This is a genomic window from Asticcacaulis sp. AC402, from assembly GCF_000495835.1.
Taxonomy (GTDB): Bacteria; Pseudomonadota; Alphaproteobacteria; order Caulobacterales; family Caulobacteraceae; genus Asticcacaulis.
The window spans coordinates 41,291-54,167 of the sequence record NZ_AWGC01000020.1; the positions used below are offsets into that span (position 1 = coordinate 41,291).

Consider the following 12,877-nt stretch of genomic DNA (forward strand, 5'->3'; position numbering starts at 1 on the left):
TTACATTGGCGCGAACACATCTGCGATGTGCATCTTGTCTGCCGAAAAACGACACCGCCCTGATGTCCGCAAGGTCAGTTCGTCCAATGCCGAGAGGTTTGCCGAGCGATGAATGACGAGCCCACCTGATGGACACATTAAGGCGACTTTCTGCCTCGCCGATGTAACTTCCGTGCGGCGCCCATCGTATAGCCTGACAACACCCCATTTCTCTCATTACGTCAGGAAACCATGATGTCTCTCAATATCTCGAAGCGGGCGATGCTCAACGCCATAGGGGCCAGCGTCTTTGGGCTGGCCGTCATGACTGCGACGCTGGCCCACGCGGGTGAGGCGCGCCCTTTTACGCAACAGGCGTTTTCGGAATCGCAGGCCCAGGGCAAGCATATTGTAATCGATGTTTATGCCAGCTGGTGCCCGACCTGTCGCAAGCAGCAACCTGTTCTCACCGCATTGCAGAAAGACCCGGCCTTCAAAGACCTGGTTGTTTATCAACTGAAATTTGACTCACAAAAGGCAGAGCTGCGCAGTTTGGGTGCGCAAAAGCAAAGCACCCTGATTGTCTTTCGTGGCAAAAAGGAAACGGCACGTTCCGTCGGCGACACCAACCCGGCCTCGATCCGCGCGCTGATCAGCACGCCGGCCCAGTGAGTCATGACCCTCGAACTTTCGAGCGTGGGCCTTAGCTTTGCCGCTGGTGTCCTGTCTACGCTATCGCCATGCGTCCTTCCTATCCTGCCACTCGTGGTGGCTCCCGCCGCTTCGAGCCACAGGTTCGGGCTTTATGCCATTACCGCAGGATTGGTGACCTCTTTTGTGGCCGTGGGCCTGTTTGTCGCCACCATCGGTTTTGCCATCGGACTGGATGGCGACCTTTTTCGCAAGGTGTCCGCTGTCATATTGGGTGTCTTTGGCTTGGTCCTGTTAAGCCGGCATCTGCAAGACCTTATCGCCTCAGCCACCAGTGCCGTCAGCCAGCGCGGTAACGCCGTCATCAACCGTATCTCCACCGACGGACTTGCCGGGCAATTCCTGCTCGGCCTTTTGCTGGGTGCCGTCTGGAGCCCGTGCGTCGGGCCAACGCTTGGTGCCGCCTCCGTCCTCGCCGCGCAGGGCCGTGACCTGCCGATGGTTGCTGTCATCATGGTGTTTTTCGGGCTGGGCGCCGCGATTCCGGTTCTCTTCGTGGGGCTTGTCTCGCGGTCGGCGCTGTCACGCGTTCGGACAGGACTCGTCAAGACGGCGACGTGGGGCAAATACCTTTTGGGCGGTCTGATGTTGCTGATGGCAGCGCTTATCCTCACGGGTCTCGATCATAACCTCGAAGCCTGGCTGCTGTCCGTTCTGCCTGTTGGCCTGACGGACTTGACAACGCGCTTTTGAGACCAACGCGACAAGGTCAAACCTGAGGGACACAGTTCGCATCTTCGCTTGCAACTGACTTCAGGTCTTCGTGGTGATCGTACCCAGCGTTTGACGGTGACGATTTTTTCGGGGCGTTTAGGGCGCAACGGCGCAAATTGGTTCGCGCGCTTTGGTATTCAGGGGAGGCCTGCGCTGCGTGACCGCTTCGTGCCAATGCGGGCCTTCAGATCGGACAAAGATGTCGCATGTGCGTAAGGCTTTGAAAATGGGTCGTGACTCAGGCGGCGCTTTTAGGCTAACTGGCGCAAGCGTCTAATGCCAGGCTACAAAGAGACTGCCACGTGTAGTGCAGGTGGGTCTTGCCTTTTTCAGTTAATTGCCGAATGGCGCCTCGCAGGAGTTCGTGAGCGCAGTTGCGCTTGCCAGTCCGCAATGTGCCGAGAGTTTTGCGGGTCGGTACAGGTTCGTGTATTTCCTGGAGCGGGATGCGTTTTAGAGGCACCAAAACCCCGCTCTAAGCTTTTGTTTTGTCGCGCAATTTATCCGAAAAGTGCTGCACACTTTATCGGATTGCGCTCTGGGATTCGGGGATCAATTCGCCTTGGAAATGCAACAGGTCCGCTATTTTTTAGCCCTTGCCGGCACGCTTAACTTCACGCGTGCGGCAGAGCAATGCAACATCACCCAACCGGTTCTGACCCGCGCCATCAAGGGGCTGGAAATCGAGTTCGGCGGCGAACTCATCCGTCGCGAAGGCAAGATGACGCATCTGACCGACCTGGGCAGACATATGTTGCCGCTGATGAAGCAATGCTACGAAAGCGCGCAGTCGGCAAAGTCGGTCGCAAAATCTGTCGTTTCCGGCGAATCGCGCTCGCTGGAGCTGGGATTGTCACGCACCGTCGACCTCGACCTCTTGCGTGAAGCTCTGGCCGAGCTTTTTCGCACTTTTCCCAATCTCCGCCTGAAGCTGCGTCGTGGCACCGGCAAGGACGTCGTGGAACTTCTCAAGGCCGGCGACATTGAACTGGGCGTCGCCGGGCCGGTCGCGGCGCAGTGGGATCGGCTCGATGAATGGCCAATGTTCAGCGAATCGTTCGAAGTTCTGGTTGGCAGCGGTCACCCACTCGCGAGCCACAATAGCCCCGTAATTGCCCTTGAGGTCCTGCGCGAGCAGATGTTTCTGGTTCAGGCTGGAAGTGAAATCGCCGATGAGGAGCACCGCAGCTTGAACGCCTGCGGCATTTCGCTTGAAAAGGCGCATCAAATTGATTCCGAGCGCGATATGGCCGACCTGGTCGAGGCCAATATGGGAGTCGCGCTGGTACCGTTGAGTATGTTGCGGTCGACTCGGCTGGCGCGCTACTCGCTCCAGGACGTAGACCTGCGACGCACGGTAGCGATTTACAGTGTGTCAGGTCGGCCGCGCTCACCGGAAGCGTCAGCTTTTCTCAATCTTATGCGCACCACCGACTGGGCGGAACAGCTTCATTAGAGCGGGATGAGTTTTGATGGAATCAAAACCCCGCTCTAAGTTTTTGTTTTGTCGCGCAATTTTTCCGAAAAGTGGCTGCCATTTCATCGGATTGCGCTTCATGGGTTTCTCCGCTGCGGTCCTCAAACCGTCATACGTTCGTCGGCCGGGGGGCAAAGACAAGGTTTGGAACGTGGCGCTCATCCTGACAGATCGACACCCTACGTCGCTGACCGGTAGGCCTCGATCAGATCCTCGACCTCCATCCGCTGACGATAATCCGGATCGACATGCCGCCTGACGACGATGCCATGGGAATCGATAACAAAGGTCGCGGGTATTGGTAAGACGCAACCGGCGCCGGCCTGATAGGCGCCAAGGTCGCGTCCGATACTGATGAGCATGTCGTTGAACGCCGCATCAAGCCAAAAAGCCAGATTGAGCGAAAGCGTATAGCCGCAGTCGATGTCTGTTAACACAGGGTAGGTCATGCCGGCCCCAAAAGCCAGTTGTGCATTGAACTTGCGCTTTTCAGGTGTAATGGCCACCATATGTTCGGCACCGACACTGGCGTCAAGGTTTGCGTAAGTCGTTGCAGCCAATTGGCAATATGGGCACCAATGGCCGCGATAAAAGGAGATGACGGCGGGGCCTCGCTTAAGAATTTCCGCCAGGCTCACCAGACGTTGCGAGGTATCGGGCAGCAGGAAGTTGGGCATGGGGTCACCGGCGTCCGGCGCATGTTGCCCGGCGCCCGAAGCTCTGAGCCGCAGGATCAGATTGTCCACCAGTGGCGTGAACTGCGGGCTGCCTTCGCGGATGGCTTCGGCAAAGGCGTTCAGGCGCTCGTTGAGAGGTGCGGTACTCATCCGCATTGCGTCAAACATTTCGCCAATGACCTCATAGGGGCTTTTTCCGGTCAAGGCTCAGGTCCTTTCCAGGGGTGATAGCTGGCTTAACAAGGTTGGGATAAGCTCGCTCACAGTCGGATGGACTGGCACAATCCATTGCAGTTGCGAGTAGGGCACTTTCAACGCCATCGCCTGGATGAAGATATGAATGACTTCATCGGCTTCAATGCCAAACAGGGTGGCTCCCAGTATCACTTCGCTGTCGGCATCGACGAGGACCTCCATAAACCCGATCGTCTCGCCGCGCTCACGGGCACGACCGACGCGGCTCATCGGCAGGTGCGCCTTGAGTATTCTTCGACCTGACGCCAGCGCTGCGGCGTCTGACATGCCCGCCCGTGCCAGAGGCGGGTCCGTATAAAGCGCATAGGCTGTGAAGCGGTCGCTGAGCCTGCGGCGCGCACCGTCCAGAAGGTTGGCCGCCAATATCTCATAGTCATTATAGCTCGTGTGGGTAAAAGCACCGCGGCCATTGACATCGCCCAGTGCATAAATACCGTCAACATTTGTCTGCAACAGGTCATCGACGATTATAAACCCGCGGGAATCGAAGGCTATCTCGGCGGCCTCAAGCTTGAGGTCGTTCGTGTTGGGAAGCCGGCCGAGCGCCAGGAGCAGATCGCTGCCCTCGATAACAACAGGTGCCCCCTCAGACGTCAGGCTGAGCCGGACACCCGCGGTTACCGGCTCGACGGTAAAATCGCGCGCGCCAAAACAGAAGTCGATGCCTTCTGCCGCCAAAGCGGATTCAACCGCCTTGCTGACGGCTTCATCCTCCCGGGCGATCAACCGGTCAGCATACTCAATGACAGTGACTTTGGCGCCGAAACGCCGAAAGATCTGCGCGAATTCCAGGCCGATATAGCTGCCACCCGCGACAATAAGGTGGTCCGGAACGGTATTGATATCCATCATGCTTACGTTTGTAAGGTACCTTGTCCCAGCAAGTCCCGGCCAGTCTGGCACCACCGGCCGACCGCCGGTATTGATGACAATGAGGGGGGCGCTGAGTTCACGGGGTCCAACCCGGACGGTCTTCTGCGCGACAAAGCACGCCTCGCCGGCAATGAGTTCAAGACCAGGCGTTTCACCAACCCAGCGCGCCAGGCTATCTCTTGAGGCCTGGACCACCGCGTCCTTGCGCGCCTTGACGGCCTTCATGTCAACCGTCGGGAGCGACGTCAGAACACCGAAATCCGCAGCCTGACGCACGATGTGGGCGGCGCGCGCGCTGGATACCAGGGTCTTGGTTGGTATGCAGCCGCTATTAACGCAGGTGCCGCCAAGTCTCTCGCGCTCTATCAGCGCAACCTTGCGGCCTTCGCCGGCCATGCGTACGGCCAGGGCGGGACCCGCCTGGCCCGCACCAATAACAATCACATCGAAGCGTTCGACCATCGGAATCTATTCCTTCAGGACAAATTGACTGCCCAGCGCTGCTGCGAGAACGAGGGCAAGACCAACGCCCGCCACGCAGGCGTTCCAGCCCCAGCGATCGAAGACCTGCCCTAAAACCGCAGCCCCCGCCAGCCCTCCGGCGAAATAACTGGTCAGGTAGATGCCGGTGGCCGCGCCCCGGTTTTGTCCGGCCGCGCGACTGATGAAGCCAGTCGCCGTCGCTTGCGCAAAAAAGGTGCCAGCGCCGACGAGAACCAGACCGGACAGAATCATGGGAAGGGTCAAGGTCAGGCAAAGGATCAAGCCCAGTCCCGCAACGGCAAGGCCGCCCCATAGGGTTGCGCGCGTGCCGAGCCAGGCGGCAGCTTTGCCTGCCAGGGGTGTCAGAATAATCGAGGGCACAAAGACAAAATAGACAAGCCCGAGGGTCATCATGCCAAGCCCGAGAGGGGGTTCCATCAGCACAAAATTGACGTAGGAAAAGATACCGATAAAGGCGAACAGAATGCAGAAGCCGACGCCGAAACCGGCCAGGACCGGTGGTGTGGCGAGCGCCGAGACCTGACTCAGGCGCTGGCTAAAGGACATACTCTGTCTGTTCTTCAGGCTTGGCCTGATGCAGAGAAAGGCAAGCGCGGCGCCCATCAGATTGAGTGCCGCAAAGACATAGAAATTGGCGCTCAATCCATACATGTCGGATGTCGAAGCCGCGAGCAGACGGCCAAAAAGGTTGGAAGCGACATTGCCTGTTATATACGCCGCAAACGCACTCGCCTGCGCCTGTGGTGAACAAACCTCACCGAGATAGCTCAGGGTCAGGGTAAAGGCCGTCGCCATGCACAGGCCCTGGATGATACGCAGGGCGGAAAAAGCAGTCAGATCGGGGGCAACAGCCAGCAGGGCTGTTGGCACGGTCAGGATCATAAGGCTGATGACGATGCCCCAGCGGCGGTCAAGGGAGGTGCCGAACACGGCCGTAAGGAGAGCCCCTATGGCCATGCCAAAGGTTGAGGCATTGACGGCGACGCCCATAGCGGCCGGTCTGACATCGTAGGCATGAGCCAGCAAGGGCAAGATGGCCTGGGTGGCAAACAGGTCAACCAGGGTGAAGAAGGCGATAAGAGCGATGGCGACACTGCCCAGTGAACCTGGGGTTCGCGACGCCGGGGCCGGGTCAGTGTGTACGCGCGATTGCATGGCAGGTCCTTCGTTGGAAGATGCCTCCCGGAGGTTCGGGGACCTCTGGGAGGCAGGTTCAGTACGTAAGGTTTCGACCTTACATTGTGTCAGGGTCGGTGGCGTCGACGGGCAGGAGGTCGGCAGAAATCAGAATCGCCGGAGTCTTGCCGGTATTTTTCCACCAGTGCGACGTGACGCTCAGTTCCGATGTGGCATCACCCGCCTTGTGGACCAGCGGCACGGAGCAGCTTGAGGCATATTCCGTGACTTCGCCCTGTACGACATAGATGATAGCCGGGCGATTGGCATGGCTGTGCCAGGGGACGACGCCGCCGGGCTGGATCGTCAGCTGGCGCATGCGGAAATGCCGGCCCATGATGGCGGCCGGCTCCTTGGCGACGTCGATCGACGCGATAACGTTATCGGTGACGTCCTTGGCGGGCGTTGCGTTCATCGGACGAACATCGGCTCCGACCTTGTCGGCCGGGCAGGTCGCGGCAAAAGCGGCAGCAGGCAGAAAGGCGGCTGCAGCGACGATGGCTGTGAATACGCGCTGAAATCCGGTCATCTTTAATCTCCTTGGTGTGGGTTGCAGTCTTCTAAAAGGTCAAACGTGGCGCCCCCACGCATCATCTCGGGACGAGGGCTCGCCGCAGTTGATTAGCCCGTGAGGCAACGTCCCCGCCAATGGCTTTACGGTATCGTTTCTATGCCTTTTAGGCATTGGCCAGGTGATCGCGATTGCGTCAGTCTCGAGGTGCCAACCGACGCACCCGGGACCAAAGGACTGGACCAATGACGACTGAAGCTACTAAGCGTAATGAGGATCTGGACGTGTATCCCAAGGGCGGCGAGATCCGGAATCTGACAGGTCGGGTCGCGCTCGTGACAGGCTCGACCAGTGGCATCGGTCTTGGGATTGCCCGGAAACTGGCTGAGCAAGGCGCGCGTGTCGTTCTGAACGGTTTCGGTCCTGCCGACGCCATCGCCCGCGAACAAAACGCCATCTTTGAGGCGTTTGGCGTTCCGGCCGCTTATTCCGCGGCGGATATGTCAAAGCCAGAAGCGATCGCCGGCATGATCGCGGAAATTGTCGACCGCGAAGGTCGCCTGGACATCGTGGTTAACAATGCGGGTGTGCAGCATGTTGCACCGATCAATGCGTTTCCGCCCGAAAAGTGGGACCTGATACTTGCCATCAACCTGACGGCCGCCTTCCACACGATCCGGCTGTCCTTACCATCCATGTACGCCAATGGCTTTGGGCGAATTGTCAATATTGCGTCCGCGCATGGCCTCGTCGCTTCACCGTTCAAGTCGGCCTATGTTGCCGCCAAGCATGGCTTGCTGGGCCTGACCAAGACCGTGGCCCTCGAAGGGGCTGAGAAGAACGTCACCTGTAACGCGATTTGCCCTGGCTACGTGTTTACACCCCTGGTCGAAGCTCAGATCGATGACCAGGCCCGGGCCCACAACATCTCCCGCGAGGCCGTCATCCGGGACGTCTTGCTGGCACAACAGCCCAACAAACGCTTCGCAACCGTCGAAGAAATCGGTGAACTGACGGCATTTCTGTGCGGTCCCAATGCCGCTTCGATCACGGGCGCGGCCTTGCCGGTCGATGGCGGCTGGACAGCACATTAAAGCGGGATGAGTTTTGAAGGAATCAAAACCCCGCTCTAAGTTTTTGTTTTTTCGCGCAATTTATCCGAAAAGTGCGTCACACTTTATCGGATTGCGCTCTTAAGGGATCACGACTATGGCAGTCAAACATGAGACCAGCGCGCCGAAGCCCGATCCTGTTGATCGCGCGCTTTATGGCCAGGTTGTTCTGGTATTTCAGGGCGGCGGTGCGCTCGGAGCCTACCAGGCGGGCGTCTACGAGGCGTTGCACGAAGCCGGTATCGAGCCAGACTGGGTTATAGGCACTTCGATTGGCGCCTTTAACGCGGCGCTTATCGCTGGAAACCGCCCGGAAGCCCGTGTCGATCGGCTTCGCGACTTTTGGGATCGCATGCGCCACAGCCAGGCCGTTCAGGCCTTCGCCGGCGCACCTTACATCGGCGCCCAGATGGCGCACAGTCTGACGATGCTGTCTGGCGTGCAGAATTTCTTTCAACCCAATCCAATGGCCTGGCTGGGGCAGCAGGTTGCGCTCGGCCCGGAGGCGGCCGCATATTATCACACTCGGCCGCTGGAAAAGACGCTTGGCGAACTGATAGACCTCGATTTGCTCAATGCCGGCGCGCCACGACTTACCGTGGGTACCGCCCATGTCCAGACGGGCGAAATGCGGTACTTTGACAGCCGCGACACGTCGTTGAACCTGAAACATATCGTGGCGTCCGGCGCCTTGCCGCCGGCCTTCCCGGCGGTTCGCATCGACGGCGAACTCTACTGGGACGGCGGCATATTATCCAATACGCCGGTTGAGGCGGTATTTGACGACAGACCGCGTCGCAATGGCCTCGTCTTTGCCGTACATATCTGGAACCCGACCGGCCCAGAGCCCGACAGCATCTGGCAGGTGATGAACCGCCAGAAGGACCTGCAATACACGAGTCGCGCCGCCAGCCATATCAAACGCCAGAAACAAATTCACAAGCTGCGTCACGTGATCGCTGAACTGGCGCGCAAGATTCCCGAAGCCGATCGAAGCGATCCCAAGATCCGGGAGATGGCCAGTTACGGCTGCCTGACCCAGATGCACGTCGTACGGTTGCTCGCCCAACCGCTCAAGGGCGAGGATCATCTGAAGGATATCGACTTCAGCCCCTCAGGTATTCGGTCGCGCTGGGAAGCGGGGTACGCCGATACCGCCCGTGTCCTTGAACAGGCCCCCTGGAAGGCCCCTCACCACGACCCACTCGAAGGCTTTATTCTGCATGAAGCCCATGCAGGTAAAATGATGCCGGAAGACAACTGAAACCCCTCAAGAACTGTAACCCCTGAAGACAGGAGACCCGATCTATGCAACGTCTAAAACTCATGGTGCTTGCCGCCGTCCTCGCTACCGCCGCCATCCAAACGCCGGCGATGGCCGAACCCTTGGCTGCGCCGGCCACCGACAGCGGCGTCATCCGCATTCAAAGCGCCTATAGCGTCGATGAAACCGTCGCCCGTATCAAGGCCGATGTGGCCGCGAAAGGCATCAAGTTCTTTTCAGAGATCGACCAGTCTGCTCTGGCGAAGGGGGCTGGCATCGCCTTGCCACGTTCGACCCTGGTGCAGTTTGGCAATCCGCCGCTCGGCATCCAGTTTCTGACAGCCAGTCCCTATTCAGGTCTGGACTGGCCTGTACGCATGCTGGTGCTGCAAGACAACGACGGCAATGTGTGGGTCGCGTGGACCGACTTTGACTACATCGCCCATCGTCATCACATCACCGATCGCGACGCGCAATTCAAGATGGCTTCCGAAGTCGCCGCCTCCATCGCCAGTAGTGCCAGGGCAAAATAGTGACCGGGCCCGTCGGTCCGACAGAAAGGAACATGACCATGTCGACAAACGACACCCTCAGATCCGCGCCAGGCGAACCCTTGTCCGCAAACCCGTTCTTGCAGACCCTTATGGACCAAACCCACGCGGCGTTGACACAGGCGAGCCTGCACACCGAGAGCACGGCAAGCTTTCTCCTGTCCGCCAACGAAACCATGGCGGAGACCTTGAGACTTATGGGCAGAGAGTCCCTGAGTTTTTCGGTGGCTCAGTTGCGGCAGCGCATTGATGACACTCAGGCTCTGATGAAGACCAGCAATCTTGGGGAGGCCGCGTCTCTGTCAGCGAGCCAGACCACGGCCGTTTTGCAGGATTGGGCGGAAGCATCGCGGCGACTGGCCAGCCATTGGACCGCGGCCGCCAGCGCCTATATGAGCCTGACCAAGAGGTCAACAGATCACTGATACCAACCCACGATGATCTTGACACATCGTGGGTTGGCAAGGCCGACTGGCGGCCTCACCTTATGCGAGGTTCCCCGTTTGTGTGTGGGGGGTGGGGCGCTTCGTCCGGCGCTTGTGCCGGAAAGACGCATATCAAAGGAAACGGTTCTAAACTGCGCACGTTCGTATGAGACGAACTGCCTCGCTTCTGGTATCAAGCACGCGGTACGGCGGATGGAACTTCGACCCGCAGAACTGATACCGTCGACCGCGCGTAACAGGTATGTCGTTGCGTCCAATCTCAAGGCTATGGCTTCGCCTCGATGGCCCCACCCACGAAAGCCGGAAAGGTTTGTCCATGGAAAGCGTTTGTGACTTGACCAAGGGGCGCGTCGCGAACAGGGCCGACGACAGCGATTTGGCGTGTGCCTATCGCACGCTCAGGAAGCATACGCTGAGCCTGATCGCGCCACTAACGCCTGAGGATATGGTGGTGCAATCCATGACGGATGCAAGTCCTGTCAAATGGCACCTGGCCCATACGTCGTGGTTTTTCGAGACCTTTCTTCTGCGGGAGAAGGCCGACTATATCCCTTTCGATGCCAGCTTTGCCTACCTGTTTAACTCCTATTATGAGGCTCTGGGCCCGCGCCAACCCAGAGCCAGGCGTGGATTACTGACCCGTCCGTCGCTCGATGATGTCCTTGCCTATCGAACCCACGTCGACACGCATATGCTGCGCCTGCTTAACGCGACACCTTCAGATGCGACGCAGGCGCTTGTTCGCCTTGGTATCGCGCACGAAGAACAGCATCAGGAACTTATCCTGATGGACGTATTGCATCTTCTGGATCAGTCGCCGCTCAAGCCAGCCTATCACCCGAATGCGCCAGCTGAGGCGTTGGGGGCGAGGGGCCGATTCCAGTTGCGTCCCGGCGGGCTTGTCGACATCGGTGTCAGCCACACAGATTTTGCCTTCGACAATGAACGTCCGCGTCATCGTGTCTGGTTGCAGCCTTTTGAAGTCAGTGACCGACTGGTGACCAATGCCGAATGGCTGGCCTTTATGAGCGACAGAGGCTACAGCCGTCCTGAGTTTTGGCTGTCCGATGGCTGGTCACAGGTGCAGGCGCAAGGCTGGCAGGCCCCGCTATACTGGCAACGAGATGGCGAGACCTGGCTGGAAATGAGCCTGCGTGGCGTCAATACGATCGTGCCGGAGCGACCCGTAACGCATATCAGCTTTTTTGAAGCCGATGCGTTCGCCCGTTGGGCCGGGGCGCGCCTTCCTACGGAAGCCGAATGGGAAGCGGCGGCCACGGATGGTGTTCTGGCGCAGATGGATGACGTGGGATGGCAGTGGACGAACAGTGCATACTTGCCCTATCCGGGCTATGCGCCAGGCGTCGGAGCTGTTGGCGAATACAATGGCAAATTCATGAGTGGCCAGATGGTGTTGCGTGGCGGCTCTTGTTTTTCGCCAGCGGGACATGCCAGGCCAACCTACCGTAATTTCTTCAAACCCGAACAACGATGGATGCGCTCGGCCGTACGCCTCGCACGCAACATCTCCAGCGACGCTCACAACGGCCACGGCAACCACGCCGGCTTTGCCGCTGACGTCGTCCGGGGGTTGTCCGCACGCCAGAAATCCCTGTCGCCAAAATATTTTTATGATGCGCCGGGTTCGGATCTTTTCGAAGCCATTTGTGAGCTTGATGAATACTATCCGACCCGCACGGAGACGGCTTTGCTGTCCGTCGCGGCGGCCGACCTGGCGCGTCAGTTCCCGGAAAATGCCGTCCTGATTGAGTTCGGTAGCGGTGCATCGGACAAGACGCGGCTGCTTCTTGACGCCGCACCGCAAATTACCACCTATGTGCCGATCGACATAAGTGAAGATGCCCTGCGCAACGCCACGCTTCGCTTGGGTTCAGCTTATCCAAGCCTAGCGGTTACACCTATTGCGGCCGATTTTTCGACAGAAATTGTGTTGCCGAACGCTTTGAATGGGCGACCCCTGATCGGGTTTTTCCCGGGATCGACCATCGGCAATTTTTCCCAAGCTGAAGCTGTAGCCTTCCTTCGCGGTGTCCGCAAGGCGCTGAAAATGGACGCGAACAGGGACGCACAACTCATCCTGGGGGTGGATATGGTCAAGGATGAGGGAACGCTCGTCAACGCCTACAATGATGCCGAGGGGGTGACGGCGTGTTTCAACAAAAACCTGCTTACCCGCATCAACCGCGAACTGGGTGGTAATTTCGATCTGGATGCTTTTCAGCATCTGGCGATTTGGAATCCCGACCTTAACCGCATCGAGATGCATCTTGTGTCGCTGAGCGACCAGATCGTCACGGCGGCGGGGCACGCTTTTGCCTTCAAGTCTGGCGAGCGCTTTCACACGGAAAGCTCGCATAAGTTCACGCCCGCTTCACTAACGCGCCTGGCAGAGGAATCGGGCTGGCGGATTGACGCCCACTGGATGAGTTCGGCGCCCGAATTTGGCCTATTCAGTCTCGTTGCCTGACTTTGCAACTCGGGCGACGACGTTGTTCACTTAAGCGCAATCCGATAAAGTGTGCAGCACCCTGCGGGCGCTCCCGTTTTCGGATAAATTGCGCGACAAAACAAAAACTTATACCAATCCACGATGACCTTGACTCATC

General features: G+C 58.6%; 12 protein-coding genes. 8 read left to right on the plus strand and 4 right to left on the minus strand.

From position 1 onward, the window contains the following. Positions 1-261 precede the first annotated feature (261 nt). From ABAC402_RS32790 to ABAC402_RS32795, 3 genes are all read left to right on the plus strand, one after another. Entirely contained in the window at positions 262-651 is a 390-nt protein-coding gene (locus ABAC402_RS32790; RefSeq protein WP_023450056.1) for a thioredoxin family protein, read from the plus strand. A 3-nt stretch (positions 652-654) separates the two neighbouring features. Continuing rightward, entirely contained in the window at positions 655-1,383 is a 729-nt protein-coding gene (locus tag ABAC402_RS0120395) for a cytochrome c biogenesis CcdA family protein (RefSeq protein ID WP_031235712.1), read from the plus strand. Between the two features lie 589 nt (positions 1,384-1,972). Further along, positions 1,973-2,860 (plus strand): LysR family transcriptional regulator, encoded by an 888-nt coding sequence (locus tag ABAC402_RS32795; RefSeq protein WP_023450058.1) that lies wholly within the window; start codon positions 1,973-1,975, stop codon positions 2,858-2,860. A 200-nt stretch (positions 2,861-3,060) separates the two neighbouring features. On the opposite strand, the gene ABAC402_RS32800 is transcribed toward ABAC402_RS32795, so the two are convergent. The 4 genes from ABAC402_RS32800 to ABAC402_RS32815 all read right to left on the minus strand — a co-directional run bounded on the left by ABAC402_RS32800 (position 3,061) and on the right by ABAC402_RS32815 (position 6,895). Then, positions 3,061-3,762: a peroxiredoxin-like family protein gene (locus tag ABAC402_RS32800; protein ID WP_023450059.1), complete on the minus strand. Its 702-nt coding sequence runs from the start codon at positions 3,760-3,762 to the stop codon at positions 3,061-3,063. Positions 3,763-3,765: 3 nt separating this feature from the next. Continuing rightward, the gene (locus ABAC402_RS32805; RefSeq protein ID WP_023450060.1) at positions 3,766-5,148 is read right to left on the minus strand and encodes an FAD-containing oxidoreductase; all 1,383 of its coding nucleotides are present in this window, start codon (positions 5,146-5,148) and stop codon (positions 3,766-3,768) included. A 6-nt stretch (positions 5,149-5,154) separates the two neighbouring features. After that, positions 5,155-6,345 (minus strand): MFS transporter, encoded by a 1,191-nt coding sequence (locus ABAC402_RS32810; RefSeq protein WP_023450061.1) that lies wholly within the window; start codon positions 6,343-6,345, stop codon positions 5,155-5,157. A gap of 79 nt (positions 6,346-6,424) precedes the next feature. Then, the gene (locus ABAC402_RS32815) at positions 6,425-6,895 is read right to left on the minus strand and encodes a cupin domain-containing protein (protein ID WP_023450062.1); all 471 of its coding nucleotides are present in this window, start codon (positions 6,893-6,895) and stop codon (positions 6,425-6,427) included. A gap of 227 nt (positions 6,896-7,122) precedes the next feature. On the opposite strand from ABAC402_RS32815, the gene ABAC402_RS32820 reads away from it, so the two are divergent. The 5 genes from ABAC402_RS32820 (at position 7,123) to egtB (ending at position 12,738) form a co-directional block, all read left to right on the plus strand. Next, positions 7,123-7,971: a 3-hydroxybutyrate dehydrogenase gene (locus ABAC402_RS32820; RefSeq protein ID WP_023450063.1), complete on the plus strand. Its 849-nt coding sequence runs from the start codon at positions 7,123-7,125 to the stop codon at positions 7,969-7,971. Between the two features lie 115 nt (positions 7,972-8,086). Further along, entirely contained in the window at positions 8,087-9,253 is a 1,167-nt protein-coding gene (locus tag ABAC402_RS32825) for a patatin-like phospholipase family protein (RefSeq protein ID WP_023450064.1), read from the plus strand. 44 nt (positions 9,254-9,297) lie between these two features. Next, the gene (locus tag ABAC402_RS32830) at positions 9,298-9,786 is read left to right on the plus strand and encodes a DUF302 domain-containing protein (RefSeq protein ID WP_031235716.1); all 489 of its coding nucleotides are present in this window, start codon (positions 9,298-9,300) and stop codon (positions 9,784-9,786) included. Positions 9,787-9,818: 32 nt separating this feature from the next. Continuing rightward, entirely contained in the window at positions 9,819-10,229 is a 411-nt protein-coding gene (locus ABAC402_RS32835; protein WP_023450066.1) for a hypothetical protein, read from the plus strand. A 337-nt stretch (positions 10,230-10,566) separates the two neighbouring features. Continuing rightward, positions 10,567-12,738, plus strand: coding sequence for an ergothioneine biosynthesis protein EgtB (gene egtB / locus ABAC402_RS32840; protein WP_023450067.1), 2,172 nt, complete (start codon positions 10,567-10,569; stop codon positions 12,736-12,738). Positions 12,739-12,877: the final 139 nt, after the last annotated feature.